Below are 25,556 nucleotides of genomic sequence, written 5' to 3'. Positions count from 1 at the left end.
CGCCTGAATACGATGGAGGGATGCTGCGTAGCATCCGCCCCCTCGACATCGCCGTCTGGGCCCCGTACATCGTCCTCGCGATCATCCACGTCACCGCGCTCACCCTGCAGAGTCCCCTCGCGGCGCCCACGAAACTGACGCTGATGCCCCTGCTGGCTCTGCCAGTGCTCGCCGCCGCGCCACGCCTGCGACCACGCGGAACCATCGCACTACTCGGCGCCGCCCTGCTGTTCTCGTGGCTCGGCGACGGCGCCGGCACGTTCTTCCCCAGCGGGCCCGAACTACCGCTGATGCTCCTCTTCTTCGGTCTCGCGCACATCGCCTACATCGTGTTGTTTCTGCGATACACCGCTGTGCGTCGATTGCCCTGGTGGACGCTGGTCTACGCCGCCTGGTGGGTCGGCATGCTGGTCGTCGTCGGCCCGCAATCAGACGGCCTCCTGCTCGGCATCGCCGCCTACGGACTCGTGCTGGCCGGCACCGCGGCGACCGCCGCGCGCGGCAACCACCCTCTCGCAGTGGGCGGCGCGTTCTTTCTGCTCAGCGATTCGATCCTCGCGTTCCGCCTCTTCCTCGACGGGATGCCTGACTGGACCAGCCCCGCCGTCATGCTCACCTACACACTCGGTCAGGGTCTGATCATCGCGGGGGCGCTGCACCGACTGCGCAACGCCCCCGCCCCGCGCAGTATCCCCACCGGGCGCACGACGGCGCCCCTGCGAGAGGAGACATCGCGATGACGAACCAGACGTCGTCCCCCGCCGCATCGGATGCTGTCAAACCCGTGCGCGTCGACAGCTGGCTCTGGTCGATCAGGGTCTACAAGACCCGCTCGGCGGCGACGACCGCATGCCGCGCGGGGCATATTCGCATCAACGGCGAGCGCACGAAGGCCGCGCAGACGGTCAAACCCGGCGATGAGGTGCGCGTTCGCATGTCGGGTTTCGATCGCATCCTCGTCGTGCGCAAGACCCTGTCGAAGCGGGTCGGGGCACCCATTGCCGCGACCGCGTACGACGATCGCACCCCACCGCGCGACCCCGTCGCCCTGCTCGCGGTGCGCGACCGCGGAGCGGGACGCCCGACCAAGCGAGAGCGTCGCGAGATCGATCGGCTGCGCGGACGCGACTGACGCGCCGACTGTCCCCTGGCGCCGCGCGGATTCTCCCTCATGCGCGCGCGATTCGGTCGTACACTATGGGCATCCGCGCGGATGCGGCATGTTGCCACCCGCAGCGGGAGAGAGGTTCGTGGGAGCCATGAGCGACGATGCTCGCAAGTCACGGCTGGCCCTCTGGGTGATTCTGGCGCTGGTCGCGGTGGTCGTCGCGATCGCGTTGATCGCCGTACTCACCCGGGGCCAATCAGCCACGTACGACCCCGACAGCGCCGAAGGGGTCGTGCAGCGCTACGTGCAGGCGGTGAACGACGGCGATACGGCAGCGGCAATGGATCTGCTCGCCCCCGAGATCACCGAAGACTGCGATCGCCTGCCACCAATCGCAGATGAGAACCGCGTCGTGCTGGTGAGCACGACCGAACACGATGAGACCGCACGCGTGCGGGTGGTCATCACCACCGTGAGCGGATCCGGACCCATCAGCGACGAGTACCAGAGCGACGAGGTCTTCGATCTCGTGCGCGACGGCGATACCTGGCTGATCGATGGTGCGCCCTGGCAATTCACCATCTGCTATCCGAATGGCACACCCTGATGGCCGCCCCCGCAATTCCCGTCCCGCCGCCGCGGAGCGCACAGGCGATCGTGCGGCGCATCATCCTCTACGCCCTGTTGTTCGCGCTCGTCTGCGTCGCCGCCGCCGGGTTGAGCGGACTCGCCGACCGCGCCCTCAGCGCAGGAGCGGTACTCGTCGATGACGACGCAGGCCTCGCACGTTCGCTCGCATTCACGGTGATCGGCGTGCCGTTGGGCGCTGGACTGTGGTGGTTCCTGCGGCGCCGGCTCGCCGACCCCGGCGAGCGCGCCTCGCTGGTGTGGGCGCTGTACGTCACGGCAATGACCGTGACGTCGCTCATCGCTGCGTCGATCTCACTCGGGCTCGCCGCGACCGCGGGCCTCGACGGCCACTGGCGCCCGGGACAACTCGCGAGCGGCGTCGTGTGGACAGGAATCTGGTTGTGGCACGTCAGACTGCGGTCATGGTCGGCGACGGCACCGACTCGGCTTGTCGGCCTACCGCTCGAACTCTCATCGCTCTATGCCCTGGCTATCGCCTCCTTCGGCGCTGTGTCCGCCCTCTCAGCGTTGCTGTCCGAGGCTCTGGTAGATGCCTCTCACGTCCTGGCGGCGTCACGCCCGTGGCCCATCGCCGTTTTGCAGGGGTTTGTCTGGCTGCTGCTCGGAACGACCCTGTGGTGGTGGCACTGGTTCTACCACCGGGTACGTTCGACCCCGGGTGTCTTCGCGGACGTGCTGCTCGTGGCCATTGTGGGAATCTCGGCGGGCGCAGAACTGTTCGCACTCGGCACGACCCTGTACGTCGGCCTGCGTCTGATCTTCGACACCGCCCCCTCGAACGAGGTGCTCGCACCGCTCGACGTCGCCGTCGCGACGGTACTGGTCGCCGCGGCGGTGTGGGTGCACCACAGCGCCGTGCTCGCCCAGCGCGAGCACACCGCGCGCCTCGCCGGCCGCCTCGTGATCTCGGCGATCGCATTGGTCGGCGCGGCCAGCGGTTTCGGAGTGGTCATCAACGCCCTGCTCGCTGTGCTCGCCCCGACGCTGAGCGCGCATGTGCCGCGAACGCTGTTGCTCGGAGGCATCAGCGCCCTCGCCGTGGGCGCGATCGCCTGGTGGGTCGCGTGGCGTCCGACACACACCACCACGACGGCGGATGCTGCCGAACCCGCCCGCCGTGTGTACCTCGTCGCCGTGTTCGGCGCGAGCGCGATCGTCGGCCTGATCACTCTGCTGATCATCGGATACCGCCTGTTCGACTTCCTGCTCGACGACGCACGGCCGGCCGCGCTGGTCGAGCAGATCCGGGCTCCGCTCGGGCTGCTCAGCGCCACAGTTGTCGTATTCGGCTATCACTTCGCGATCTGGCGCCACGACCGACGCATCGCGCCGTCCGCGGCGCGTCGTGCATCGATCGGTCGCGTCATCCTTGTGACGGCGGATGCTGACGATCCCCGAACGGCGCAGCTCAGCGCGCAGATCGCAGAGAGCACCGGCGCCGCCGTCACGGTGTGGCGTGCTGCGGAGGGAGCGACCCTGGCTCCGCTCGCGCCCGCGGAAGCGACCCCGGCTCCCCGCGCGCCCGTGGATCTGCCCGGCGAGCTCGCGAGCATCCAGGCGCCGCGGGTGATCGTGGTGTCGCTTCCCGACTCAGCACCGATGATCGTTCCTCTCGCCGACTAGGTGTACTTCCCCAGGAGGTTGCGAACACGGGTCGGTAGCCCGATGCATCACTTTCGATTGATCCGGCCATTACATCAGTGACGGGGGAAGAGCTCCCCTCACTGGTGGAATGGGAGTGTCATGAGCAAGCCGAGTGTGGATGAGCTGCTACGAGGCAGCACGAAGTCGTACGAGCCTTCGATTGTCACGAGAGCCGCATTGGAGTCGCTCGTCGATGCGTCCCGAGCGGAGGCTGCGCGCACCCGAGTGAATCGCCGTCGTCGGAGCTTCTGGCTCATCCCGGGAGCCCTGGTCGCTGCGGGCGCGTTGACCGCGGGTGCGGCGCTGTTCGCTCCCCACTTCGATCCGGACGTGCGGATCCCCATCGAGTACGCCACCGACACCGGGGTGGAGGTCACCTGCACTTATGCCCTGCGGGTGGGTTCTGTGGTCGGCGGAGAGAACCCGCAGCTTCGCGAATGGTTGACATCGCAGGACTGGAGTGGAGTCGGCCAGCGAATCTACGAAGATGCTGTCGCGAACCCGTTCGTCCCCGGCGAGGACGACGAGGGCGAATGGACCGCTGAGGTCGTCGACTCGGTGTCATTCTTCGACGCCATGGCGCGGCAGATTGCCGTCCCTGACGGCCTGGCCGTGTTCGGCGACGAAGTGGCGGGCACTTCCGATTGCACGGGACAACTGCATTGAGCGTTCAGGTGCGCGACAACGCCGCCGTCGTGCCCGGGGATCTGGCCGACGCGTTCCGGCAGGAAGCCCCGGGGCTCCTCGGCTTCTTCGTGCGGCGCGTGTCGCCACCGGAGGACGCCGCTGATCTGGTGAGCGAGACATTCCTGGCCGCATGGAGATCAAAACAGCGGGACGCGGTTGCGCCGGATCTGCGGAGGGCATGGCTGTTCGGCATCGCGCGCAAGGTCCTTTCCCAGTACCGGCGTGGCCGACGTCGGCGCTCCGCGCTTTCGGAACGGGTTCGCGCGTCGGTGGGGGCCGATCTGGCTACGGGCGGCGTTCATCCATCAGACGAGTTCGATCCCGAACTCGTCGAGCATGTGCGCGAGCTCGTCAGATGTCTCTCTCCGCTCGATAGGGAAATCATCGAGCTCGTCTACTGGGAGGGATTCACGCAAGAAGAAGTCGCAACGATCCTCGGAAAGCCGTCTGCGACGATTCGCAGCCGGCTCTCGCGCGCGCGGGCCGTTCTGCGGAACCAGCTTGAGGAGAGCGGTGATATCTCATGAACGGTTTGCTGCTTGTCGTCGCTTCAGTGTCTCTCGGTCTCGTTGTTCTCGTTGCGGCGTCCGGCGCTGGCTCACAGGCGCGCACGATCGGATTCCATGTGCCGGGGATTCACCGCGATCAACGAACGTGGGTTCACGCCCATCGCCGGGCGCGGTGGCTTGTTGTGCCCTGCTGCGCGGTGGCGGGCATGCTCGGATTAGTTGCCATGGCTGGCAGCGGGCTTGCGGGGCTGGGGTGGGCGATCTGGCTGGTCGGGCTTGTTAGCGGAGAGCTTACCGCCACGGCCACGGCCACGAGCACGAGGCGAAGGGCGGACCATGACGCGCGCTAACGCGCCGCTCACTCCCGAGGGGTGGCGCCGACTCGCTGCGCTGATCATGGACCAGGGATGGACAGTCGACCTCGCTGCGGAGCGCTTCCAATGCTCGCCATCGACAGCGTCCAGGTGGGCACGCAGGTATCGTGCGGGCCTGCCGCCCTCAGACCAATGGCAAAGTTGAGCGGTTCCACCGAACCCTCGCGAGCGAATGGGCATAGGCCGTCCCCTACACCTCGGAGAAAGAGCATGCCGGCCGCTACCCGCGGCGGCTCCATCACTACAACCACCACCGCCCGCATTCAGGTATCGACGGGATGGTTCCAGCGTCTCGTGTTCGCAACGTCGCGGGGAACAACAACTAGATTCGAGAAACTTCCAGAAGGGTGAAGCCATATGCTTGCATCGTTAGAATATTTGTTCTAATCTGGAGGCATGTCCACCCCACTCGTCGACCGCATGCAGCAGCAGGCCGCGCTGCTCGAGCAGTGGGTCGCCGTGCGTGCCGAGATCAACCGCGCCGAGGCCCGTGCCTCAGATCTACTGGCTGCGCGGGTCGCTCTGATGGATGACGATGTGGCCGATCAACCGCAGCATCGCGACGCGATCTGGCGCTCGATGATCGCCGAACACTGCGCAGCTGTGCCTTCCTCGCGAGGCGCCGTGGAACGTGCCTTTGACGATGCGCGGTTCCTCTCCACGGGTGACTATCCGATGCTCGAAGCATCGTTCCGTATCGGATCTGTGACTGCAGCGCATGTACACGAGATCCTGCACGCCGCCGCACCCGTGCGCGAGGCCGTACAGAACGGGGTTGTCGAAGCAGGCACGATGGCGCTGTATGAGGCCGCTACGGTCGTGTTCGCCGAGTCCGAGGCTCCATCGCGCACGCGAACCCATGCGCGCGAAGTGGCTGCGGCATTGGCTGGCAACACCATCACCGAACGCCACGAGCGGGCGCTGGCCGAGCGCACCGTCACCGTGCGCTCCGTCGGCGACGGGCTCGCCCTGCTGCAGGTCGTCCTGCCCGAGCACCTCGCCATCGCTATTCACGACCGCCTCACCCAGCTCGGCCGTATCCAGACCCAGAACGTCGATCAGAACCCCTTCCCCGTGCTCCCCATGGACGAAGACGCCCTACAAGACAAGCTCGACAACGACCCTGCTCTACAAAGGGACCCTGCCCTGCAGAACGACTCTGCCCTGCAGAACGACTCTGCCCTGCAGAACGACTCTGGTCTGCACGAAGATCTCGGCGACGAGTCCGCCCGCGTGCCCGACAGCGACCTCACGGTGGTGAGCACGCCTGGCACCGACTCCGGCACCGACTCCGGCACCGACACCGGCACCGGCACCGGCGCCGGCATCGGCACCGGGCAGGACTTCTACGACGGGTTGGCAGTGCCGCTCGACAACGCCCCATTCGGCGACGACGTCGATGCGTACTGGGACTACGTCGAGCAAATGATCTCTGACGGGCCGACCATCATCCGCCTGCCCTCCGACCAGCGCACGCTCGACCAGATCCGCACCGACGTGCTCACCGACTTGCTGTTGACAGCCACCCCGTCAAAGGATCTCGGCACAGGCATGGACAACATCACGGCGACCGTGCAGGTCACCGTCAGCGCCAACACGCTCCTGGGTGACGATGACCGTCCCGGGCAGCTCGACGGAAACGGTGAGCTTCACCCCGAGGTCGCTCGCACCTTCGCCGGACGCAGCACCGCGTGGACGCGCTTGTTCCTCGACCCGACCGGGCAGCTCACCGAGACCGACACCTACATGCCTACCGCGGGCATGCGGCGCTTCCTGCAAGCACGCGATCAGCACTGCCGGTTCCCCGGTTGTCGTATGCCCATTCACCGCACCGAGCTCGACCACAACCACGATCATGCGCTCGGCGGGCCGACGTCACTCGACAATCTCGCGCACCTGTGTAAGACGCATCACGCACTCAAGCATCCCGACATCCCTGAGCAGCATCGATGGAGAGCAAGGCAGCTTCCCGGGGGCGATCTGCAATGGACCGCGCCGAACGGAACCACCTACGCCGACGCCGCACCTCGGCGCGTGATGTTCGTCCCGTCACCAGGGGCCGCACCGGCGCCCTTCTAGCTGGCTTCAACCGTCGGGAGGACTCAGCCTGCCCCGACGCCGCAACTGCAACACCGCGCTAACTGCACACGCTCAGTAGCTGAACGCGCTCAGTGGCTAGCCGGTTCACCAGACGAAGAATCTCACCGACCGACCGACCGACCGAGCGACCGAGCGACCGACCGAGCGACCGAGCGAGCACCCTCAATGCTCCGGACGAGCACCCTCAGCAGTCTGAACGAGCTGCCCGAGCGCGCTCAGCGCCCCCTGCGAGCCGAACGAGCGTCGAGCTGATCCCGCATCCAGCCGGCCGACTGAGTGCGTGCACCGAGCGCTTCGACCCGCGTCCGCAGTTCGCGATCGCTCGTGACGACGATAACCTCACGCCCCGCAGCGACCAGGCGACGCGCTTCACCAACGATGGCGTCGTCGCCGTGTCCGTCCGCTCGCACGACCCCGACAGCCCCGACGCCGACACGCCAGACGCCGACTGCCCCGACGCCAGCTGCCCCGAGCCCGGCTACGCCGACCCCCGCTCCCCCGAGATCCACACCGCCGCCGAGATCAACGACCCCGACGTCGCCCGCATCCACCGCTGCGCCAGATCCAGCACCAGCACCAGCACCAGTCATCTTCCGCGCCACGCCCTCGACGACCATCGTGACGTCCGGATACCAACGGACACCCTGCTCACCAAGCGTCCCAAACTTCTCAGACTCCCCAAGCGCCTCGGGCACCCCAGCCCCGCCAGGCACCCCCGGCTCGACTCCCGCAGCCGCCCATACCGCCAACCGATCATGCAACCGCTCGGCGGCACCGGCGCGGTCTCTCCACCAGCCGTCCGGCACCGAGCCGATCACGTTGGCAGCATCCACCACGATCGAGGGTCGCACCGCCAACAAGGCTCGCAGCGCCGGCCAGGCATCGGCAAAGCCCGGGTGCAGCGGCCGCTCATCGACGGCATCCACCGGCACCCACTCGAGCGCGAGACTCTCGGGGTCACTGATCACCGGTTCGAACGGTTCGACCACATCGGCGACGACGGTCGTGTACGACCAGATCTTCAGATCGAGCACCCGGGTGAAGCGCGCACGCACCGCACCGTCCGGCACCCCGGCCTCTTCCTGCGCCTCGCGAATCGCGCCGACGAGCGCGGACTCCCCCTCGTGGAGCGCCCCTCCGGGCAACCCCCACGTGCCGCCGAAGTGGCTCCAGCCCACGCGGTGCTGCAGCAGCACACCACGCACAGAGTCGACGGCCAGAAGCCCGGCGGCACCGAATCGGCCCCAGTACTTCTCGCCCGTCTCGGCGACCACCCAGGCGTCTCCGGGATTGCGGGGGCCCTGCGGGCGGCGCGGTTCTCCAGGCGCCGGGGGGATGATGCTCACCCCTCCACCTTTCCACGCCGCACCGCCCGCGGCACGCTCAGTGTGCGCGCGTTACCGAACCCCGAGCTCGGCCCCAGCCCGCAGACGCGCCGCCGCCAGCTCCTCGGCTGCCTGCAGCGGGGTCACACCGCGCTCAGCAGCGTCGTCGAGAATCCGACCGACCGTGTCGCCGATGCCGGCCACTCGTGCCATGATCTCGTCGCTCGTACCGATCTGCTTGGCCTCCAGATCGAGGTAGATCACGCCACCCGCGTTCACGACGAAGTCGGGCGCGTACAGAATGCCCCGCTCCGCCAGGCGCCCTGCGCCCGAGTGGTCGGCAAGCGGGTTGTTCGCGGGACCGCATACGGCCTTCACGTCCAGCGCGTCGATGACCCCATCGGTCAGCACGCCGCCGATACCGGCCGGCACGAAGACATCGCCGGCCACCAGGTGCTCGGTACCCGGTTCCACCCAGGTCGCCCCGATCGACGCGGCGAACTCCCGCCGTGCCGGGTTGATGTCGGTGACGGTCAGCTCGGCGCCGTCCTCCGCCAGGCGCGATGCGAGACGACCGCCCACCTGGCCCAGGCCCGAGATGACGATGCGGCGACCTCGGGCATCCGACGATCCAGCCACCCGCTCCAGCACCGCGCGCAACGACGCGTAGACGCCGAGGCTCGTGGGCCCCGCGGGCTCGCCCGAGCCGCCCACGGTCGAGGGCAACCCGACGACGTGCTGCGTGCGTTCGCTGACGGTCAGCATGTCATCGGTGGTCGAACCGACGTCTTCCGCGGTGCGGTACAGCCCACCCATCAGCTCGACGGCGTCACCGAGGTCGAGGAAGGCCGCACGGCGACGGTCGGCGTCGAGCACGGTGCCCGGCGGCAGACCGATCACCGACTTGCCGCCACCCGCGTCGAGCCCGGCCGCCGCGTTCTTCAGCGTCATCGCCGCCGAGAGCCGCAGAGCGTCACCGAGAGCATCGCTCCAGTGCGGGTACGTCCACAGCCGCGCACCGCCGAGGGCAGAGCCCAGCACAGACGAGTGCAGCGCCACGGCGATGAACAGTCCACTGCGCGGCCCGGTGATCACCTCCACCCGCTCGTGGGTGAACTCCGGCAGGGGCAGGGTGTGCGTCATCGCATCCTCGTTTCACGCGGGCCTTGTGGGCGCTGTGTCATGGGCACTGTGGTTGTCGCCGCGGGGTCGCGGCTTCAACCTCCCATTATCCCGCGTGAACGCGTCGGATGCTATCTCTTGCGCCGCTCCCGCACACGCATGTTGATGACGATCGGCGTTCCCTCGAAGTCGTACAGCTCGCGCAGACGGCGCTGCACGAATCGGCGGTAGCCGGGGTCGAGGAAGCCCGTCGTGAACAGCACGAACGTCGGCGGACGCGTCGACGCCTGCGTGCCGAACAGGATGCGCGGCTGCTTGCCGCCCCGCAGCGGGTGCGGGTGCGCGGCGACGAGCTCGGTGATGAACGCGTTGAACTTGCCGGTCGGAATGCGGCGGTCCCAGTTCTCCAGCGCCAGCTCAAGGGCGGGCACGAGCTTGTCGAGGTGGCGCCCGGTCCTGGCCGAGATGTTCACGCGCGGAGCCCACGCGACGTGCGCCAGATCCTGCTCGATCTCGCGCTCCAGGTAGCGGCGGCGGTCGATGTTCTCCATGTCGTCGTCGAACAGGCGGTCCCACTTGTTGAACGCCAGCACGAGCGCGCGCCCGGATTCGAGCACCATGTCGATGATGTTCAGGTCCTGCACGCTGATGGGCTGGCTGACGTCGAGCACGACGACGGCGACTTCGGCCTTCTCCAGCGCGGCAGACGTGCGCAGCGATGCGTAGAAGTCGGCGCCCTGCTGCAGGTGCACACGACGGCGGATGCCGGCGGTGTCGACCAGCCGCCACATCTTGCCGCCCATCTCGACGATCTCGTCGACCGGGTCGCGTGTGGTGCCGGCGAGGTCGTTGACGACCACGCGCTCCTCGCCCGCGGCCTTGTTCAGCAGCGACGACTTGCCCACGTTCGGGCGTCCGAGAATCGCGACGCGACGCGGCCCGCCGATCTCGGCCTTGGCCACGGCCGAGACCTCGGGCAGTTTCGCCATGACCAGGTCGAGCAGGTCGGCGACCCCGCGACCGTGGATCGCCGAGACCGGGTGCGGTTCGCCCAGCCCCAGGTTCCACAACGCGGCTGCCTCGGGCTCCTGGCGCGCGTCGTCGATCTTGTTGGCGACGAGGAACACCGGCTTGCCGCTCTTGCGCAGCAGCTTGACGACGTGCTCGTCGGTCGATGTGGCACCGACCTTCGCGTCGACGACGAACAGCACCAGGTCCGAGAGGTCGATCGCGACCTCGGCCTGGGCGGCGACCGACCGGTCGATGCCCTTGGCGTCGGGCTCCCACCCGCCGGTGTCGACCAGCGAGAAGCGCCGGTCCATCCACTCGGCCTTGTAGGTCACCCGGTCGCGGGTCACGCCCGGCGTGTCCTCGACGACGGCTTCGCGGCGCCCGAGGATGCGGTTCACCAGAGCGGACTTGCCGACATTCGGGCGTCCCACGATGGCGACCACCGGCAGCGCCGGCGAGTACTCGATGCCGTCCTCGCCGAGCGCGAGTCCCGCCAGCAGGTCGGCGTCGTCCTCGTCGAGTTCGTAGTCGCTGAGCGTCGCGCGCATCATGTCGGCGCGCTGCTCGGCAGCGTTCTCGTCGATCGCGGCGAGCTTGTCAGCGAGCTGGTCGGGCGCGCCTTCGTATTCTTCTTCGTCGGCCATGTTCATGCTCCTGTGTCTGCGTCGCGCCGGTCGATGACCGCAAGCACGGCGTCGACGGTCTGCGCGAAATCAAGGTCTGTGGAGTCGACGACGTTCACGCCGGGGGCGGCGTTGAGAAAGTCGACGACGGTGCTGTCGGACGCGTCGCGCTTGTGCAGCGCCTCCGCGACAGCTGCGGCGTTCTCGCCGGCCAGTTCGCCCGCGCGGCGCGCGGCGCGCACCTCGGGGGCGGCGGTCAGCAGAATGCGCACGGGGGCGTCCGGCGCCACCACCGTGGTGATGTCACGGCCTTCGACGACGACGGCCGGGTACTCGGCCTCCGCCACGATCCGCCGGAACATCTCGTTCACCTGCGCCCGGATCTCGGGCACGCGCGCGACGCCGCTGACCGCGGACGACACCCGCGGCTCGCGGATCGCGTCGGTCACGTCGATGCCGCCCACCGACACGCGCCGGTCATCGGGGTCGAGTGCCTGAGCGAACGGGAAGTCGGATGCTGCCGACCGCACAGCCGTGGCATCCGCCGTGTCGGATCCACGGTCGAGCACGTACCAGGCCAGCGCCCGGTAGGCCGCGCCCGTGTCGAGGTAGCCGAAGCCGTGCCGGCGGGCGACCTCTTTCGAGACGCTGGATTTGCCCGACCCGGCCGGGCCGTCGATCGCGATGAACTTGCGCGCCTGGTGCGCCGAGTCCGTCGAGAGGTCAGTCATTGGTGTTCCCCGCAATCCGCCAGCCGCGTTCTTCCAGTCCCTCGATCGCACCGCGCAGCGCGGCCGGCGCGACACTGATCTCAGCGAGACCGAACTGGGCGCCCGGAGAGTGCTCCAGGCGAAGGTCCTCGACGTTCACGCCCAGTTCGCCGAGCTCGCCGAACAGGCGCCCCAGCTGACCGGCGGTGTCGTCGACCATGACGACCAGTGTCTCGAATCGACGGTTCTGACCGTGCTTGCCCGGCAGACGCTCCACGCCCTCGTTGCCGAGGCGGATGGCGTCGGCCACGGTACGGCGCGCGCCGGCAGCATCCGGAGCGCGCAGCGCGTCCGCGACGTTCCGCAGGTCGTCGGCGAGCGCATCGAGCACCTCGACGACGGGAGCCGCATTGGCGCCCAGGATCTGCACCCACAGCTCGGGCGCCGACGCGGCGATGCGCGTGGTGTCGCGCACGCCCTGACCTGCCAGACGCAGCGATCCCTCGTCGGCCTCGGCCAGCCGGGCGGCGAGCAGACTTGCCACCACCTGCGGCACGTGCGAGGTCATGGCCACCGCACGGTCGTGCTCTTCGGGGGTCATCTCCAGGGGCATCGCGCCGACGTCGAGGGCGAGCGCTTCGACCAGGGCCAGGTCAGCGGGCCGCGTCTGCTCGTCGCGGCACACCACCCAGGGGCGACCGATGAACAGGTCGGCGCGCGCCGAGATCGCCCCGCCGCGTTCGCGCCCGGCCAGCGGGTGCGAGCCGATGTAGCGGGTGAGGTCGATGCCCCGGGCGCGCAACTGGTCGAACGGCTGCAACTTCACGCTGGCGACGTCGGTGACGACGGCACCGGGGTACGCGGCGAGTTCGGCCTGGATGACGTCGGCCGTCACATCCGGCGGCACGGCGACGACGATCAGGGTCGGGGCGTCATCGTCGCGGGCCGCGCGTCCGGCACCGTAGTCGATGGCCAGGCGCAGTTGCGACGGCGAGGCGTCCGCGAGAACGACGTCGACCCCCTTCGCGCGCAGGGCATGGCCGATGCTGGCGCCGAGAAGGCCGGCGCCGACGACCCGCACCGTGCCCGAGAGTCGCGCAGCGACCTGGGGTGCACGCACGCCGGTGGTCTCGCTCACTCGTTCTCCCGGGAATCCTGGCGCGAGAGAGTCAGCAGCGCGCCACGTTCGATTTTAGTCAACTCGCGTGCCTTGCCGACCGGGAGCGTTCCCAGGTGCAGCGGGCCGAACTGACGGCGCACGAGATCGATCACCGGATGCCCGACCGCAGCCATCATGCGCCGCACGATCCGGTTGCGACCCGAGTGCAGCGTCAGCTCCACCAGGCTCGAGTCGCCCGACGAGTCGAGCAGCCGTGCCTTGTCGGCTGCGATGGGCCCATCCTCCAGCTCGATGCCGCGCGTCAGCGTCGCAATGGTCTGTGCCGTGACGCGCCCCTCGACCTTGGCGATGTACACCTTGGTGACCCCGAACGAGGGGTGCGCGAGCACGTGCGCGAGGTCGCCGTCGTTCGTCAGGATCAGCAGCCCGCTGGTCTCGGCGTCGAGGCGACCGACGTTGTAGAGCCGTTCCGGCCAGTCCTTGGTGAAGCGCCGCAGATCGGGCCGCCCGTTCTCGTCCTTCATGGTGCTGACCACGCCGGTGGGCTTGTTGAGCATCACGTAGCGCTTCGAGACGTCGAGCTGTACGGCGGTGCCGTCGACGTCGATGAGGTCGTTCTCGGGGTCGATCCGGGTGCCGAGCTCGGTCACCGTGCGGCCGTTGACGCGGATGCGCCCTTCGACGATGTACTGCTCGATCACCCGGCGCGAGGCGACCCCGGCGTTGGCCAGAGCCTTCTGCAGGCGGATGCCCTCGGGGGCGGGGGTGGTGTCGTCGCCGGTCATCGCAGCGTCCCTTCGTCGAATCCGTCGGCCCCGTCATCGAGCAGGGGCGAGATGGGCGGCAGCTCGTCGATCGAGTTGATACCGAGGTGCTCGAGCAGCGCGTCGGTCGTGCCGTAGTTGATGGCGCCGGTCTCGGCGTCGGCGAACAGCTCGGTGATCAGGCCGCGTCCGAGCAGCGTGCGCACCACCGAGTCGACGTTGACCGCACGGATCGACGCGACCTGCCCGCGTGTGACCGGCTGCTTGTAGGCGATCACCGCGAGCGTCTCCAATGCGGCCTGCGACAGGCGGGCGGGCGCTTGTCCCCCGACGAAATCGGCGATGAGATCGTCGTGGTCCTCGCGCACGTACAGGCGCCAGCCCCCGCCGACCTCACGCAGCTCGAAGCCGCGCCGCGGCCCCGCGCCGCGACCGTCGTAGTCCTCGACCAGCGCCTCCAGCGTCTGGCGCACAGCCGGCACGGGCGCGTGCACGGCGGCGGCCAGCGCAACCAGCGCGATCGGCTCGTCAACGATCAGCAGGATCGCCTCGATGCGCTCGGCCAGCGGCGTCTCGGGCTCGGCGTCGTTCTGCACGGATGCTCCTTCAACGGTCATAGTCAGCGCCCAACGTCGCCAGTTGCTCGTCCGACCAGCTCTCGGCCGACCAGCGCAGTGTCAGCTCACCGAGCGGCTCGAGCTGCTCGAACGACAGCGCGGCATGCCGGTACAGCTCCAGAACCGAGATGAACCGCGCCACGACGACGCCCGGCTCGGTGATGCCCGAGACGAGGTCGCGAAAGGTGAGGGACTCGGCGCTGCGCAGCAGCGTCACCACGACCGCCGCCTGCTCGCGGATGCTGACCAGTGGCGCATGCAGATGGTCGACCCCGACGGTGGGAATCTGCTTGGGTGCGAACGCGAGCATCGCCAGGGCCGCGAAGTCGGATGCCGACAGCGACCACACCAGTTCCGGCGTGCGGCTGCGGTGTTTCTCGTCGAGCGGTACGGCGCGCACGTGCCGGCGCTCCTCGCGCTGCAGGCATCGTGAGAACCACGACGACACCTCTTTGAAGGCGCGGTACTGCAGCAGACGTGCGAAGAGCAGATCGCGTGCCTCGAGCAGCGCGACGGCTTCGGCGTCGACCAGTTCGCCCTGCGGCAGCAGCCCGGCGACCTTCATGTCGAGCAGCGTCGCGGCCACGACCAGGAACTCCGAGGCCTGCTCGAGCTCCTCCTCGCCGTCGAGCTCCTTCAGATACGCGATGAACTCGTTGGTGACCCGGCTCAGCGACACCTCGGTGATGTCGAGTTCATGTTTCGAGATGAGGTTCAGCAGCAGGTCGAACGGTCCGTCGAAGTTCGACAGCGAGATGCGAAAGCCGTCCGAGGACTCAGCGGGCTCTGCCGCCGTGGCCGGCTCGGTGTCAGGCGACAGCGCCACGGGCGACCAGCTCCCGCGCCAATCGCAGGTACGCCTGGGCTGCGGCGTGCTCGGGCGCGAACTCGGTGATGGGCACGCCCGACACCGACGCATCGGGGAACTTGACCGTGCGGCCGATCACGGTCTCGAGCACGTCGTCGCCGAATGCCTCGACAACGCGTTCGAGCACCTCGCGCGAGTGCAGCGTGCGCGGGTCGTACATGGTCGCGAGCAGTCCGTCGAGCGTGATCGAGGGGTTCAGTCGGTCGCGCACCTTGTCGATCGTCTCGATCAGCAGCGCCACACCGCGCAGTGCGAAGAACTCGCACTCCAGCGGGATCAGCACGCCGTGCGCGGCGGTGAGCGCATTGACGGTGAGCAGACCGAGCGAGGGCTGGCAGTCGATCAGGATGACGTCGTACTCGCCGGACACCTGGCGCAGCACGCGCGAGAGGATCGTCTCGCGGGCCACCTCGTTGACGAGGTGGACCTCAGCTGCGGACAGGTCGATGTTGGCGGGCAGCACGTCGAGGTTCTCGACGTTCGAGGGCACGATCACCTCGTGCGCGTCGCGCTTGATGTCGAGCAGCAGGTCGTAGACGGTCGGCACGTCATGCGTGGGAATACCCAGCCCTGCCGAGAGCGCGCCCTGCGGGTCGAAGTCGACGGCCAGCACGCGGCGGCCGTACTCGGCGAGCGACGCGGCGAGGTTGATGGAGGTCGTGGTCTTGCCCACGCCGCCCTTCTGGTTGCACAGCGCGATGATGCGCGCCGGCCCGTGGCTGTCAAGCGGTGCCGGTGTGGCGAAGCCCTGGTAGGGACGACCGGTCGGCCCCAGGGGAACATCGTCTCCCTGGTTTGTCTTCGACCTGGACATCGTCGCCTTCTGCGCCACCGTTTCCGCCTTCCGTGCTTGGTCGATTGTAGCCGTACGACGGCCGGGATTCCGCTCGGCGCGCGGCAACCGGCCGCCTCGTGCGGGCTCAGCGCGCCCGCGGATGCGAGGTGGCGTAGATGTCGCGCAGAGTGTCCACCGACACGTGCGTGTAGATCTGCGTCGTCGCGACCGACGCGTGGCCCAGCAGCTCCTGCACCACGCGCACATCAGCGCCGCCCTGCAGCAGGTGCGTCGCGAACGAGTGCCGCAGGGTGTGCGGTGACACATCGGCGACGATCTGGGCGCGCTCGGCGGCCGCGCGGATCACCAGCCAGGCGCTCTGACGCGACAGCGGTGCCCCCCGTGCTCCCAGGAACAGACGCGCCGACGCCGCACCCTTCGCCGCGAGCGCTGGGCGCACCCGGGTCAGGTACGCCTCCACTGCGGCTCTGGCGTACGACCCGACCGGCACGATCCGCTCTTTGTCGCCCTTGCCTCGCACGCGCAGAACATCGCCGTGGGCGAGGTCGTCGACATCGAGTGAGACGACCTCCGACACACGCGCCCCGGTGGCGTACAACAGCTCCAGCAGGGCACGGTCGCGGATGCCGATCGGCTCGTCCGGCGCGGGCGCGGCCAGCAGACGCTCGACCTGCTCGATCGTCAGCGCCTTCGGCAACCGCTGCGGCGTCTTCGGCGGACGCAACCGCGCCGAGGGGTCGTCCTGCGCGATGCCCTCCCGCGCGAGAAACCGGTGCCAACCACGCACCGCCGACTGCAGCCGTGCGAGGCTGGTCGCCGCCGGTGGCGGCTGCGCGCTCGATCTCTCGGCGATGAACTCCGACACGATCGTCGCGGTGATGGCATCCGTCGTCGACACCCCGCGCGCCTCGAGCCACGCGACGTACCCGCCCAGATCGCGGCGGTAGGCCGCGATCGTGTGCTCCGACAGGCCGCGCTCGATCGTGACGTGCCGCAGGTACGCGTCCAGCGCCCGATCGAGCTGCACGTCAGCCCTTGTCGTGCCGTTGCAGACGCAGCCGCCGCTCCGCGGCGAGCACGCCGATGGAGAGGATGCCGTTGTGCATGCGCCCGGCAAGCACAGCATCCGCAGCCTCTGCCAGCGGCACCCACTCCACACGGATGTCGGCTTCTTCCGCCTCGCGGGCGTGGGCGACCTCGGCCGCCGAGATCCCGGTGGCGAGAAAGACGTGGATCATCTCGTCGTTGCCGCCGGGCGTCGTCCACGACGACACCAGGTGCTCCCAGTGCTCGGCGGTGATGTCGGTCTCCTCGGCGAGTTCCCGCCGTGCGGCGCACAGCGGGTCCTCCCCCGGCACGTCCAACAGACCGGCGGGCAGCTCCCAGTCGCGATGACGGATCGGATGCCGGTACTGCTGAATCAACAGCACCCGGTCATCCTCGTCGAGCGCGACGATCGCGACCGCGCCGGTGTGCGCGACGTACTCGCGCACGATCTCGCCGTCACCGTACCGGATCCGGTCGGAGCGCACGTCCCACACCCAACCGTTGTGGATCAGATCGCTGCTGATCACCTCGGGCGCGAACGGCTCGTCTTGCAACTGCGTCATCCGTTGATCAGTCGTCTTCGCTGAACAGCTCGCTCGAGCGGTGTCGCTCGATGGCCGCGCCGATGAGACCGCGGAACAGCGGGTGCGGCTCGGTCGGACGCGAACGCAGCTCGGGGTGCGCCTGGGTCGCGATGTAGAACGGGTGCGCGTCGCGCGGCAGCTCGACGTACTCGACCAGGTCGAGCTCGGGGTTGAGTCCCGAGAAGACCAGCCCTGCCTCAGACAGGCGCGCACGGTAGGCGTTGTTGACCTCGTAGCGGTGGCGGTGGCGCTCGGATGCCATCTCTGCGCCGTACAGCTCGCGGGCCAGCGATCCCTCGCTCAGCGCCGCCTCGTACAGGCCCAGACGCATGGTGCCGCCCAGGTCGCCGCCGTCGAGGATCTCGACCTGCTCGGCCATCGTCGCGATCACGGGTGCCCCAGTCTCGGGGTCGAACTCGGTCGACGACGCACCGTCGATGCCGGCGACGTGACGGGCGAACTCGACGACCATCATCTGCAGGCCCAGGCACAGGCCCAGGGTCGGGATGCCCTGTTCGCGTGCGAAGCGCAGCGCGCCGACCTTGCCCTCGATGCCACGGATGCCGAAGCCACCCGGCACCAGGATGCCGTCGAGGTCACCGAGCGCCTTCTCAGCACCCTCGGGCGTCTCGCACGAGTCCGAGGGCACCCAGCGGATGTTGACCTTGGTCTCCTGAGCGAAGCCACCGGCCTTGAGCGCCTCGGTCACCGAGAGGTAGGCGTCGGGCAGGTCGATGTACTTGCCGACCAGGCCGATCGTGACCTCGTGCTTGGGGTTGTGCACGGCGTGCAGCACCTGGTTCCAGCGCGTCCAGTCGACGTCGCGTGCCTTGGCGTCCAGGCCGAGGCGGCGGATGATGTACGAATCCAGACCCTGCTCGTTCAGCGTCGAGGGGATGTCGTAGATGCTCGGCAGGTCGACGGTGTTGACCACGCCGTCGTTGTCGACGTCACACATCAGCGCGATCTTGTTGCGGTTGCTCTCGCTGACCGGACGATCGCTGCGCAGCACCAGCGCATCGGGCTGGATGCCGACCTGGCGAAGAGCCGCCACCGAGTGCTGGGTCGGCTTGGTCTTCTGCTCGCCCGAGGCGCCCATGAACGGCACGAGCGAGACGTGAACGAAGAAGACGTTGTCGCGGGACAGCTCGTGACGAAGCTGGCGCGCGGCCTCGAGGAACGGCTGCGACTCGATGTCGCCGACCGTGCCGCCGACCTCGGTGATGATCACGTCGGGCTTGGGGGTCTCGTCGGCCTGCAGGCGCATGCGCCGCTTGATCTCGTCGCTGATGTGCGGGATCACCTGCACGGTCGCGCCGAGGTAGTCGCCGCGGCGCTCCTTGGCGATGACCTGCGAGTACACCTGCCCGGTCGTCACGTTCGCGGCGCGCGACAGGTTGATGCCCAGGAAGCGCTCGTAGTGACCGATGTCGAGGTCGGTCTCAGCACCGTCGTCCGTGACGAAGACCTCGCCGTGCTCGAACGGGTTCATGGTGCCCGGATCGACGTTGAGATACGGATCGAGTTTCTGCATCACGACGCGGAGTCCGCGTGCCGTGAGCAGGTTTCCGAGGCTGGCTGCGGTGAGGCCCTTACCCAAAGACGAAACGACACCGCCCGTCACGAAGATGTGCTTCGTGGTGGCTGTGGTGTCGTTGTCGGGTCCCGCTGCAGAAGAGTTCATCACGGGCTTCTATCCTATCAGGTCGCGCTCGAGCCGAGGCTCAGCAGTTCACGGGCGTGGGTCAGTGCGGCGTCGGAATCGGCGAGTCCCGAGAGCAGACGGGCCATCTCGGCCTCGCGCGGCTGCCCCGACAGACGCGTGACGCTGGATGCTGTCACGGCACCATCATGGGATTTCACCACCGACAGGTGGTTGGTGGCGAACGCCGCCACCTGGGCGAGGTGTGTCACGGCGATCACCTGCGACGTGCGGGCCAGCTGCGCCAGGCGCCTGCCGACCTCGATCGCCGCGGCGCCGCCGATGCCGGCATCCACCTCGTCGAAGACGAAGGTCGGAACCGGGTCGGTTCCGGCGATGACGACCTCGATGGCGAGCATCACGCGCGACAGCTCACCGCCCGAGGCACCTCGCGAGACCGAGCGCGGCTCGGCGCCGGGGTGCGGCGCCAACAGCAGGGCGACGTCGTCGCGACCATGGCGCGATTCGGCTCCGGCCGAGACACGTGCCTCGAATCGGGCATCCGGCATCGCGAGGGCGTGCAGTTCCTCGGTGACGGCGTGCGAGAGGCGGGCCGCGGCATCGGTGCGCACGGCGGTCAATGCCGACGCGGCTTCGTCGAGCTCGTCGCGGACGCGCGCGGCGTCGGCTTCGAGGCGTTCGATGCGGTCGCCGTCGTCGTCGAGCTCGGCCAGACGCAACGATCCGGTGCGCCACACCTCCAGCGCCGCCTCGAGCGACCCGTGCTGCCGGATCAGCCCGCCGATCGCGGCGCGGCGCTCTTCGACGGCCGCGAGCTCGTGCGGGCCCGAGTCGTCGAGGTCGGCGAGGTAGCCCGACAGCTGAAGTGCGAGGTCGGCCGTCCGGTAACCGAGATCGGTGAGGCCTTCGGCGATCCCGGCCAACTGCGGATCCGGAGCGCGTTCCAGCGACCGCCGCGCCTCGGCGACCAGCGCCGTCACGTCCGGGGCATCCTCTTCACTTGAGAGCGCCGAACGCGCCACGGATGCCGCCACACGCAGCTCCTCGGCGTTCGCCAGGCGTTCGGCGCGCTCATTGAGCTCGACGTCCTCACCGGGCTGCGGCTCAAGCTGTTCGATCTCGGCGAGCTGCTCGCGCAACTGCGCGGCCTCAGCCGCGCGCCGGTCGCGGTTCTCAGAGAGCTCGGTGATCTCGGCATCCAACGCTCGCCACGCCTGGTAGCGCTCGGAGTACCGGGCGACGGCGTCGGCGACGACCTGTCCGCCGAACCGGTCGAGCGCATCACGCTGCGCGGCGGCCGACCGCAGGCGCAGCTGGTCGGACTGGCCGTGCACAACGACGAGCTCCTCGGCGAGGGCCGAGAGCACGGCGGCCGGTGCCGGACGACCGCCCACACTGGCACGGCTGCGCCCCTCGGCGCTGAGTGTGCGCGAGACGTACAGCTCGGCAGCATCCCCCGCCGGCTCCAGCTCTCCCCCGGCGTCGGTGACGATGTCGGTCACCGCGCCCTGCTGCGGCACGACCCAGACGCCCGCGACGGATGCCTGTGACGCGCCGGCCCGGATCGCCGACGAGTCCGCGCGCGCGCCGAGCAGCAGGCCCAGCCCGGTGACGACCATGGTCTTGCCCGCACCGGTCTCACCGGTCACGGCGGTGAACCCCGGTCCGAGGGGGAGCACGGCGTCATCGATGACGCCAAGCCCGCGGATGCGCATCTCGTCGATCATGGTGCGCCCCTCCATCCGGCGACAGGCAGGTGGAACTTGCGCACGAGGCGGTTCGTGAACGCGGTCGGGTGCAGACGCGCCAGCCGCACCGGCTGCGCCGAGCGGCGCACCACGACGCGTGCTCCGGGCGGCAGCTCGTGCGACCTGCGACCGTCGCACCACAGGATGCCCGTGCCATCGGTGCGTTCAAGCATCTCGATCGCGACCGAGGCCTCGGGCCCGACCACGAGGGGCTTGGCGAAGAGCGCGTGCGCCGACAGCGGCACGACGGCGATCGCCTCGACGGTGGGCCAGATCACCGGTCCACCCGCCGAGAAGTTGTATGCGGTCGATCCGGTCGGAGTCGATACGACCATGCCGTCGCAGCCGAAGCTCGACAGCGGGCGCCCGTCGATCTCGACGACCACCTCGATCATGCGCTCACGGCTGGCCTTCTCGACGGTGGCCTCGTTCAGCGCCCACGTCTCGTAGACGACCTCACCGGCGACGTCCTTGACGCGCACCGACAGTGCCAGACGCTCCTCGACCTCGTAGTCGCGGTCGATGACGCGGTGCACGGCAGCATCCATGTCGTCCCGGTCGATCTCGGCGAGGAAGCCGACGTGGCCCATGTTGATACCCAACACCGGTGCCCCGGAACCGCGGACCAGCTCGGCGGCGCGCAGGATCGTGCCGTCGCCGCCGAGGACGATGGCCAACTCCAGCTGTTCGGCAGCGATCTCCTCGCCCAGCACTGCCACGTCGGCGAACCGCTCGTCGATCTCGGCGAACTCGCCGTGATCGGGCGCGGGCAGCACAGGCGTCGCTCCGGCATCACGCAGGGCATCGACGACTCGCCGTGCCGCGACGACGGTGTCCTCCCGCTTGGCGTGGGCGACGACCAGGATGCGGCGCTCGTTCATCGTCCTCCTGCCAACTGTGCGATCTGCTCCGTCCATTGTGACGGATCGGTGCCGCGCCCGGGAGCGAGGTGCACCAGGTACTCGGCGTTGCCGTGCGTACCCAGAATCGGCGACGGCAGGATGCCGAGGGTTCCGAGCCCGGCATCGTGCGCGCTCCACAACGTGCGCTCGACCGCGTCCACGCGAGCCGCGGCGCTGGTGACCAGGCCGCCCTTGACGGCCGTGCGCCCGACCTCGAACTGCGGCTTGATCAGCAGCAGGATATCGGCGTGCGCACCAGCGGTCTCGGCCACCGCGGGCAGCACCAGCGCGAGCGAGATGAACGACAGGTCGCCCACGATGAGATCCGGGCGCGTGGGCTCGCCCGTGGCCTCGGCAAGGGTCTGCGCGGTCATATGGCGCACATTGAAGCCCTCGACGAGCACGACGGACGGATCAGCCGCGAGAGCGGGCGCCAGTTGGCCATGTCCGACGTCGACCGCGAGCACGCGCCGCGCGCCGCGCTCGAGCAGCACCTGCGTGAAGCCACCGGTCGAGGCACCCATATCGAGTGCCAGGCGGCCCTGCACCGCCACGTCGAAGCCGTCCAATGCGGCGATGAGCTTGTGCGCCCCACGGCTCACGTAGTGATCACCGCCGTCGACGGCGAGGTCCGCGTCGTCCGTCACCGCCGTCGAGGCCTTGATCGCGATCACGCCGTCGATGCGCACGAGCCCGTCGGCGATCAGCGAGGCCGCGTGCGTGCGCGAGCGCGCCAGACCGCGCGCGGCGAGAGCAGCGTCGAGCCGGGGCATCAGCGGACCGCGTCGCGGTCGTCGGTGCGCGGAGCGCTCTCGAGCCGTTTCATCAGCTCGTCGTGCACGGTTGCATACGCGGCGGCACGATCAGCCAGCGGCTGCCCCTCGATGAGGCGCAGGCGGCTCCAGAGCGCGTCGGTCGGCTCGTCACGCGGGTGCTCCATCCGTCCACTGTATCCCGTGCGCCGCGGCAGACGATGGCGACGCCCTGACCTGTGGACGGATGGCGCTCAGGGGCGATGGAACGGGTCGGCGTAGAGGCGCTCGGGCACGCGGAACGCGTAGATTGCGCGCCCGGTCGCCCAGATCGCCGCGGCACCGGCGCGCAGCAGATCGATCTGCGTCTGCCCCTCGGCGAGGATCTGCACGTCGGCATCCACGACGCGCACCGAGGCGCCGTTGACCGTGAAGACGCCGTCCTTCTCGGTCGTAGCCGGGTAGGGAGCGTGCAGGTCGCGCAGGTCGGCGAGGATGTAGTCGGGCTGCGATCCCTGCGGCGCGGCCAGCACGTGCTTAGGACGGTCGATGCCGGTCAGCACGAGAGCCGAGTCGATGCCCGCGCGCACGGCGCCAGCGATGTCGGTGTCGAGGCGGTCGCCGAGGAAGAGCGGCCGCTGTGCGCCGAATCGTGCGACGGCCTCTTCGAAGATCGGCTTCTCGGGCTTGCCCGCAACCGTCGACAGCCGTCCGATGGCGGTGTGCACGGCCGACACGAGCGTGCCGTTACCGGGCGCGACACCCCGCTCGCGCGGAATCGTCCAGTCGGTGTTGGTCGAGATCCAGGGAATGCCACCTTCATCCTCGGGCAGCTTGAGCGCGAAAGCGGCCTCGGCGAGGTCGGTCCAGGCGACCTCGGGGGCGAAGCCCTGCACGACGGCGGCCGGGGCATCCTCGGCGCTGCGCGTCACCGTGTAACCGGCCTTCTGTGCCTCGACCACGAGTCCCTCGCCGCCGACGATCAGGATCGTGGCCGGGGCCGGCACGATCGTCGACAGCAGGCGCATCGCGGCCTGGGGGCTCGTGACGACCTCGTCGGGTGCGACGGTGAGGCCCAGATCCGTGAGGTGAGCCGCGACATCGGCGTCCGTCCGCGAAGCGTTGTTCGTGATGTACCCGAGGCGCATCGACTCACCGGCGCGGTTCAGGTTCTCGATCGCGTGCGGCAACGCGTGAGGTCCGGCATACACGACGCCATCGAGATCGGCGAGCAGAGCGTCGCGGTCGGTCAGCGGAGTGGATGCCGGCTTCGCGCGGCGGAACAGAGCCATCAGCGCTCGGGCTCCCCTTCGGTCTCGTCGGATGCGGAGTCGTCGGATGCTACAGGCTCAGCGTTGTCGTCGGAGCTTGCTGTGTCAGCAGCGTCTGCAGTGCCGTCGGCGGCGTCAACAGCGTCAACAGCGTCGGCGGCGTCAGCAGCGTCGTCTGCAGTGTCATCTGCGGCGTCGTCAGCGGGCTCTTCGAAGTCATCGTCGAAGTCCTCGACGAGTCCATCCTCGACGAAGATCTCGTCGAACTGGCCGTCCAGGCCGAGAGCGGACGTCGCCACCTCGGCACGTTGGTTCCAGAAAGCCGACTCGTCCGCGCGGCCGAGGTCCTCGAGCACGGCGGCGTATGCCGAGAAGAGCGCCGGGCTCCATTCAAAGGCACGGTCAGGGTTGAGTTCGGGGATCTCGAGCTCGCCAAGCGCGAGCTCGGTCTCGCCGCGGTCGAGGCGCGCACCGGACATCGCGATTGCCAGGGCGACGCGCACATCCGGGGTCAGCGCGGCCCGGTCGACGCCGCGTCCCTCTTCGAGGGCCCGGTCAGGACGGCCGACGCCGCGCTCGCTGTCAACGATCAGGGCGATCTGGTCGTCCTTGCCCGAGATGCGACGGTAGGTGCGCAGCTCACGCAGGGCAAGAGCGAAGTCCTCTGTGGCGTACGCGGTGATGGCAAGCGTCTCACGCACGACGGCGATACGGCCGGCGCGACGCGAAGCCGCCAGCGCGTGCTCGTGCGCGCGTGCCGGCTCATCGTCGATCAGACGGGCGACCATCGCCAGGTGCCGAGCGACCTGCTCGGCGTTCTCCTTGCTGAGGGTCTTCAGCTCGTTGCGCGCGGCCGGGTGCAGATCCTGCGGAGTGATCTCCTCGGGCAGCGGCGGCTCGGGTACGCGTTCGCGCACCGGCGCGTACTCGTTCTGCGGCCGGTCCACTCCCCCGCGGGGACGGTCGCGGTACGACTGCTTGGAGCCGCGGTCATCCCGCCCGTACTGGGAGCGGTCGCGGTCACGATCACCGTAGGGACGACGGTCACCCTGCGGACGGTCACGGTCGCCCCGGTAGGCACGGTCACCCTGCGGACGATCCCGGTCCCCGCGGTACGGGCGGTCGCCCTGCGGACGATCCCGGTCGCCACGGTACGGGCGGTCGCCCTGCGGACGATCCCGGTCGCCGCGGTACGGGCGGTCGCCCTGCGGACGGTCGCCGTAGGGACGACGTTCACCCTGCTGGCGGTCACGATCGCCACGGTACGGGCGGTCGCCCTGGGGACGGTCGCCGTACGGACGGCGGTCACCCTGCGGGCGGTCACGATCGCCGCGGTACGGACGGTCGCCCTGGGGACGGTCGCCGTACGGACGGCGGTCACCCTGCGGACGGTCGCCGTAGGGACGGCGGTCACCCTGCTGGCGGTCACGATCGCCGCGGTACGGGCGGTCGCCCTGCGGACGATCCCGGTCGCCGCGGTACGGGCGGTCACCCTGCTGGCGGTCACGATCGCCGCGGTACGGGCGGTCGCCCTGCGGACGATCCCGGTCGCCGCGGTAC

At 69.1% G+C, this 25,556-nt stretch carries 25 protein-coding genes and 2 pseudogenes; 9 read left to right on the top strand and 18 right to left on the bottom strand.

Annotation, left to right across the window (positions count from 1 at the left end; all coding sequences use genetic code 11):
- The first annotated feature begins 20 nt into the window (after nucleotides 1-20).
- From ACLD0U_RS14310 to ACLD0U_RS14270, 9 genes and pseudogenes are all read left to right on the top strand, one after another.
- The gene (locus tag ACLD0U_RS14310; protein WP_410341015.1) at nucleotides 21-740 is read left to right on the top strand and encodes a lysoplasmalogenase family protein; all 720 of its coding nucleotides are present in this window, start codon (nucleotides 21-23) and stop codon (nucleotides 738-740) included.
- The gene (locus tag ACLD0U_RS14305) at nucleotides 737-1,132 is read left to right on the top strand and encodes an RNA-binding S4 domain-containing protein (RefSeq protein ID WP_179410487.1); all 396 of its coding nucleotides are present in this window, start codon (nucleotides 737-739) and stop codon (nucleotides 1,130-1,132) included. The genes ACLD0U_RS14310 and ACLD0U_RS14305 overlap by 4 nt, the downstream gene beginning before the upstream one ends.
- 127 nt (nucleotides 1,133-1,259) lie before the next feature.
- Nucleotides 1,260-1,715 carry a hypothetical protein gene (locus ACLD0U_RS14300; RefSeq protein ID WP_410341014.1) on the top strand — a complete coding sequence of 152 codons (456 nt, stop codon included), beginning with the start codon at nucleotides 1,260-1,262 and terminating at the stop codon, nucleotides 1,713-1,715.
- Nucleotides 1,715-3,382 (top strand): DUF5671 domain-containing protein, encoded by a 1,668-nt coding sequence (locus tag ACLD0U_RS14295; RefSeq protein WP_410341013.1) that lies wholly within the window; start codon nucleotides 1,715-1,717, stop codon nucleotides 3,380-3,382. Before ACLD0U_RS14300 ends, ACLD0U_RS14295 begins: the two co-directional genes overlap by 1 nt.
- A gap of 120 nt (nucleotides 3,383-3,502) precedes the next feature.
- Entirely contained in the window at nucleotides 3,503-4,069 is a 567-nt protein-coding gene (locus tag ACLD0U_RS14290) for a hypothetical protein (RefSeq protein WP_410341012.1), read from the top strand.
- An 8-nt stretch (nucleotides 4,070-4,077) separates the two neighbouring features.
- Complete coding sequence (locus ACLD0U_RS14285; protein WP_410341011.1) at nucleotides 4,078-4,617, top strand: RNA polymerase sigma factor; 540 nt, start codon at nucleotides 4,078-4,080, stop codon at nucleotides 4,615-4,617.
- A gap of 318 nt (nucleotides 4,618-4,935) precedes the next feature.
- Nucleotides 4,936-5,082, top strand: a pseudogene (locus ACLD0U_RS14280) (helix-turn-helix domain-containing protein); the annotation flags it as partial.
- A 1-nt stretch (nucleotide 5,083) separates the two neighbouring features.
- Nucleotides 5,084-5,299: pseudogene (locus ACLD0U_RS14275) on the top strand (integrase core domain-containing protein); the annotation flags it as partial.
- Nucleotides 5,300-5,369: 70 nt separating this feature from the next.
- The gene (locus ACLD0U_RS14270) at nucleotides 5,370-7,052 is read left to right on the top strand and encodes an HNH endonuclease signature motif containing protein (protein WP_410341010.1); all 1,683 of its coding nucleotides are present in this window, start codon (nucleotides 5,370-5,372) and stop codon (nucleotides 7,050-7,052) included.
- 236 nt (nucleotides 7,053-7,288) lie between these two features.
- On the opposite strand, the gene ACLD0U_RS14265 is transcribed toward ACLD0U_RS14270, so the two are convergent.
- The 18 genes from ACLD0U_RS14265 to ACLD0U_RS14180 form a co-directional block, all read right to left on the bottom strand.
- Nucleotides 7,289-8,419: an NUDIX domain-containing protein gene (locus ACLD0U_RS14265; protein WP_410341009.1), complete on the bottom strand. Its 1,131-nt coding sequence runs from the start codon at nucleotides 8,417-8,419 to the stop codon at nucleotides 7,289-7,291.
- Between the two features lie 51 nt (nucleotides 8,420-8,470).
- On the bottom strand, nucleotides 8,471-9,541 hold the full coding sequence (locus ACLD0U_RS14260; protein ID WP_224818917.1) for a Glu/Leu/Phe/Val dehydrogenase family protein: 1,071 nt from the start codon (nucleotides 9,539-9,541) through the stop codon (nucleotides 8,471-8,473).
- A 110-nt stretch (nucleotides 9,542-9,651) separates the two neighbouring features.
- Nucleotides 9,652-11,175, bottom strand: coding sequence for a ribosome biogenesis GTPase Der (gene der / locus ACLD0U_RS14255; RefSeq protein ID WP_179410481.1), 1,524 nt, complete (start codon nucleotides 11,173-11,175; stop codon nucleotides 9,652-9,654).
- A 2-nt stretch (nucleotides 11,176-11,177) separates the two neighbouring features.
- Nucleotides 11,178-11,885 carry a (d)CMP kinase gene (gene cmk / locus ACLD0U_RS14250; protein WP_179410480.1) on the bottom strand — a complete coding sequence of 236 codons (708 nt, stop codon included), beginning with the start codon at nucleotides 11,883-11,885 and terminating at the stop codon, nucleotides 11,178-11,180.
- Entirely contained in the window at nucleotides 11,878-13,002 is a 1,125-nt protein-coding gene (locus ACLD0U_RS14245; RefSeq protein ID WP_206549547.1) for a prephenate dehydrogenase, read from the bottom strand. The genes cmk and ACLD0U_RS14245 overlap by 8 nt, the downstream gene beginning before the upstream one ends.
- On the bottom strand, nucleotides 12,999-13,769 hold the full coding sequence (locus ACLD0U_RS14240) for a pseudouridine synthase (protein ID WP_179410478.1): 771 nt from the start codon (nucleotides 13,767-13,769) through the stop codon (nucleotides 12,999-13,001). Before ACLD0U_RS14240 ends, ACLD0U_RS14245 begins: the two co-directional genes overlap by 4 nt.
- The gene (gene scpB / locus ACLD0U_RS14235; protein ID WP_206820192.1) at nucleotides 13,766-14,365 is read right to left on the bottom strand and encodes an SMC-Scp complex subunit ScpB; all 600 of its coding nucleotides are present in this window, start codon (nucleotides 14,363-14,365) and stop codon (nucleotides 13,766-13,768) included. The genes ACLD0U_RS14240 and scpB overlap by 4 nt, the downstream gene beginning before the upstream one ends.
- Complete coding sequence (locus tag ACLD0U_RS14230; protein WP_224818913.1) at nucleotides 14,355-15,191, bottom strand: segregation and condensation protein A; 837 nt, start codon at nucleotides 15,189-15,191, stop codon at nucleotides 14,355-14,357. Before ACLD0U_RS14230 ends, scpB begins: the two co-directional genes overlap by 11 nt.
- Complete coding sequence (locus ACLD0U_RS14225) at nucleotides 15,175-16,047, bottom strand: ParA family protein (protein ID WP_179410475.1); 873 nt, start codon at nucleotides 16,045-16,047, stop codon at nucleotides 15,175-15,177. The genes ACLD0U_RS14230 and ACLD0U_RS14225 overlap by 17 nt, the downstream gene beginning before the upstream one ends.
- A gap of 106 nt (nucleotides 16,048-16,153) precedes the next feature.
- On the bottom strand, nucleotides 16,154-17,056 hold the full coding sequence (gene xerD / locus ACLD0U_RS14220) for a site-specific tyrosine recombinase XerD (protein WP_410341008.1): 903 nt from the start codon (nucleotides 17,054-17,056) through the stop codon (nucleotides 16,154-16,156).
- A gap of 1 nt (nucleotide 17,057) precedes the next feature.
- Nucleotides 17,058-17,639 (bottom strand): NUDIX domain-containing protein, encoded by a 582-nt coding sequence (locus ACLD0U_RS14215; protein WP_206549544.1) that lies wholly within the window; start codon nucleotides 17,637-17,639, stop codon nucleotides 17,058-17,060.
- Between the two features lie 7 nt (nucleotides 17,640-17,646).
- The gene (locus tag ACLD0U_RS14210) at nucleotides 17,647-19,344 is read right to left on the bottom strand and encodes a CTP synthase (protein WP_410341007.1); all 1,698 of its coding nucleotides are present in this window, start codon (nucleotides 19,342-19,344) and stop codon (nucleotides 17,647-17,649) included.
- 17 nt (nucleotides 19,345-19,361) lie between these two features.
- A complete protein-coding gene (recN, locus tag ACLD0U_RS14205; RefSeq protein WP_410341006.1) occupies nucleotides 19,362-21,050 on the bottom strand; it encodes a DNA repair protein RecN in 1,689 nt (562 codons plus the stop codon).
- Complete coding sequence (locus tag ACLD0U_RS14200) at nucleotides 21,047-21,952, bottom strand: NAD kinase (RefSeq protein ID WP_179410470.1); 906 nt, start codon at nucleotides 21,950-21,952, stop codon at nucleotides 21,047-21,049. Before ACLD0U_RS14200 ends, recN begins: the two co-directional genes overlap by 4 nt.
- Nucleotides 21,949-22,746: a TlyA family RNA methyltransferase gene (locus ACLD0U_RS14195; protein WP_206549541.1), complete on the bottom strand. Its 798-nt coding sequence runs from the start codon at nucleotides 22,744-22,746 to the stop codon at nucleotides 21,949-21,951. Before ACLD0U_RS14195 ends, ACLD0U_RS14200 begins: the two co-directional genes overlap by 4 nt.
- A complete protein-coding gene (locus ACLD0U_RS14190) occupies nucleotides 22,746-22,913 on the bottom strand; it encodes a hypothetical protein (RefSeq protein ID WP_179410468.1) in 168 nt (55 codons plus the stop codon). Before ACLD0U_RS14190 ends, ACLD0U_RS14195 begins: the two co-directional genes overlap by 1 nt.
- Before the next feature lie 66 nt (nucleotides 22,914-22,979).
- A complete protein-coding gene (locus tag ACLD0U_RS14185) occupies nucleotides 22,980-24,017 on the bottom strand; it encodes an HAD-IIA family hydrolase (protein WP_224818909.1) in 1,038 nt (345 codons plus the stop codon).
- A partial coding sequence (locus ACLD0U_RS14180; RefSeq protein ID WP_410341005.1) for a primosomal protein occupies nucleotides 24,017-25,556 on the bottom strand: 1,540 nt, incomplete at its 5' end. The genes ACLD0U_RS14180 and ACLD0U_RS14185, both read right to left, overlap by 1 nt.

It is taken from the genome of Microbacterium sp. 2216-1 (assembly GCF_046507855.1).
GTDB classification, from domain to species: domain Bacteria; phylum Actinomycetota; class Actinomycetes; order Actinomycetales; family Microbacteriaceae; genus Microbacterium; species Microbacterium esteraromaticum_C.
The sequence above is the reverse complement of the archived record's forward strand: the minus strand, read 5'-3'. Positions and strand labels throughout refer to the sequence as shown.

What these genes read in the sequence shown, in the direction of transcription:
- recN (WP_410341006.1), bottom strand. Translation starts at nt 21,050, where the DNA reads ATGATCGACGAGATGCGCATCCGCGGGCTTGGCGTCATCGATGACGCC.
- ACLD0U_RS14190 (WP_179410468.1), bottom strand. Translation starts at nt 22,913, where the DNA reads ATGGAGCACCCGCGTGACGAGCCGACCGACGCGCTCTGGAGCCGCCTG.
- ACLD0U_RS14210 (WP_410341007.1), bottom strand. Translation starts at nt 19,344, where the DNA reads ATGAACTCTTCTGCAGCGGGACCCGACAACGACACCACAGCCACCACG.
- ACLD0U_RS14270 (WP_410341010.1), top strand. Translation starts at nt 5,370, where the DNA reads ATGTCCACCCCACTCGTCGACCGCATGCAGCAGCAGGCCGCGCTGCTC.
- ACLD0U_RS14240 (WP_179410478.1), bottom strand. Translation starts at nt 13,769, where the DNA reads ATGACCGGCGACGACACCACCCCCGCCCCCGAGGGCATCCGCCTGCAG.
- der (WP_179410481.1), bottom strand. Translation starts at nt 11,175, where the DNA reads ATGGCCGACGAAGAAGAATACGAAGGCGCGCCCGACCAGCTCGCTGAC.
- ACLD0U_RS14215 (WP_206549544.1), bottom strand. Translation starts at nt 17,639, where the DNA reads ATGACGCAGTTGCAAGACGAGCCGTTCGCGCCCGAGGTGATCAGCAGC.
- ACLD0U_RS14290 (WP_410341012.1), top strand. Translation starts at nt 3,503, where the DNA reads ATGAGCAAGCCGAGTGTGGATGAGCTGCTACGAGGCAGCACGAAGTCG.
- ACLD0U_RS14295 (WP_410341013.1), top strand. Translation starts at nt 1,715, where the DNA reads ATGGCCGCCCCCGCAATTCCCGTCCCGCCGCCGCGGAGCGCACAGGCG.
- ACLD0U_RS14200 (WP_179410470.1), bottom strand. Translation starts at nt 21,952, where the DNA reads ATGAACGAGCGCCGCATCCTGGTCGTCGCCCACGCCAAGCGGGAGGAC.
- ACLD0U_RS14300 (WP_410341014.1), top strand. Translation starts at nt 1,260, where the DNA reads ATGAGCGACGATGCTCGCAAGTCACGGCTGGCCCTCTGGGTGATTCTG.
- scpB (WP_206820192.1), bottom strand. Translation starts at nt 14,365, where the DNA reads ATGACCGTTGAAGGAGCATCCGTGCAGAACGACGCCGAGCCCGAGACG.
- ACLD0U_RS14260 (WP_224818917.1), bottom strand. Translation starts at nt 9,541, where the DNA reads ATGACGCACACCCTGCCCCTGCCGGAGTTCACCCACGAGCGGGTGGAG.
- ACLD0U_RS14185 (WP_224818909.1), bottom strand. Translation starts at nt 24,017, where the DNA reads ATGGCTCTGTTCCGCCGCGCGAAGCCGGCATCCACTCCGCTGACCGAC.
- ACLD0U_RS14195 (WP_206549541.1), bottom strand. Translation starts at nt 22,746, where the DNA reads ATGCCCCGGCTCGACGCTGCTCTCGCCGCGCGCGGTCTGGCGCGCTCG.
- ACLD0U_RS14225 (WP_179410475.1), bottom strand. Translation starts at nt 16,047, where the DNA reads ATGTCCAGGTCGAAGACAAACCAGGGAGACGATGTTCCCCTGGGGCCG.
- ACLD0U_RS14305 (WP_179410487.1), top strand. Translation starts at nt 737, where the DNA reads ATGACGAACCAGACGTCGTCCCCCGCCGCATCGGATGCTGTCAAACCC.
- cmk (WP_179410480.1), bottom strand. Translation starts at nt 11,885, where the DNA reads ATGACTGACCTCTCGACGGACTCGGCGCACCAGGCGCGCAAGTTCATC.
- ACLD0U_RS14310 (WP_410341015.1), top strand. Translation starts at nt 21, where the DNA reads ATGCTGCGTAGCATCCGCCCCCTCGACATCGCCGTCTGGGCCCCGTAC.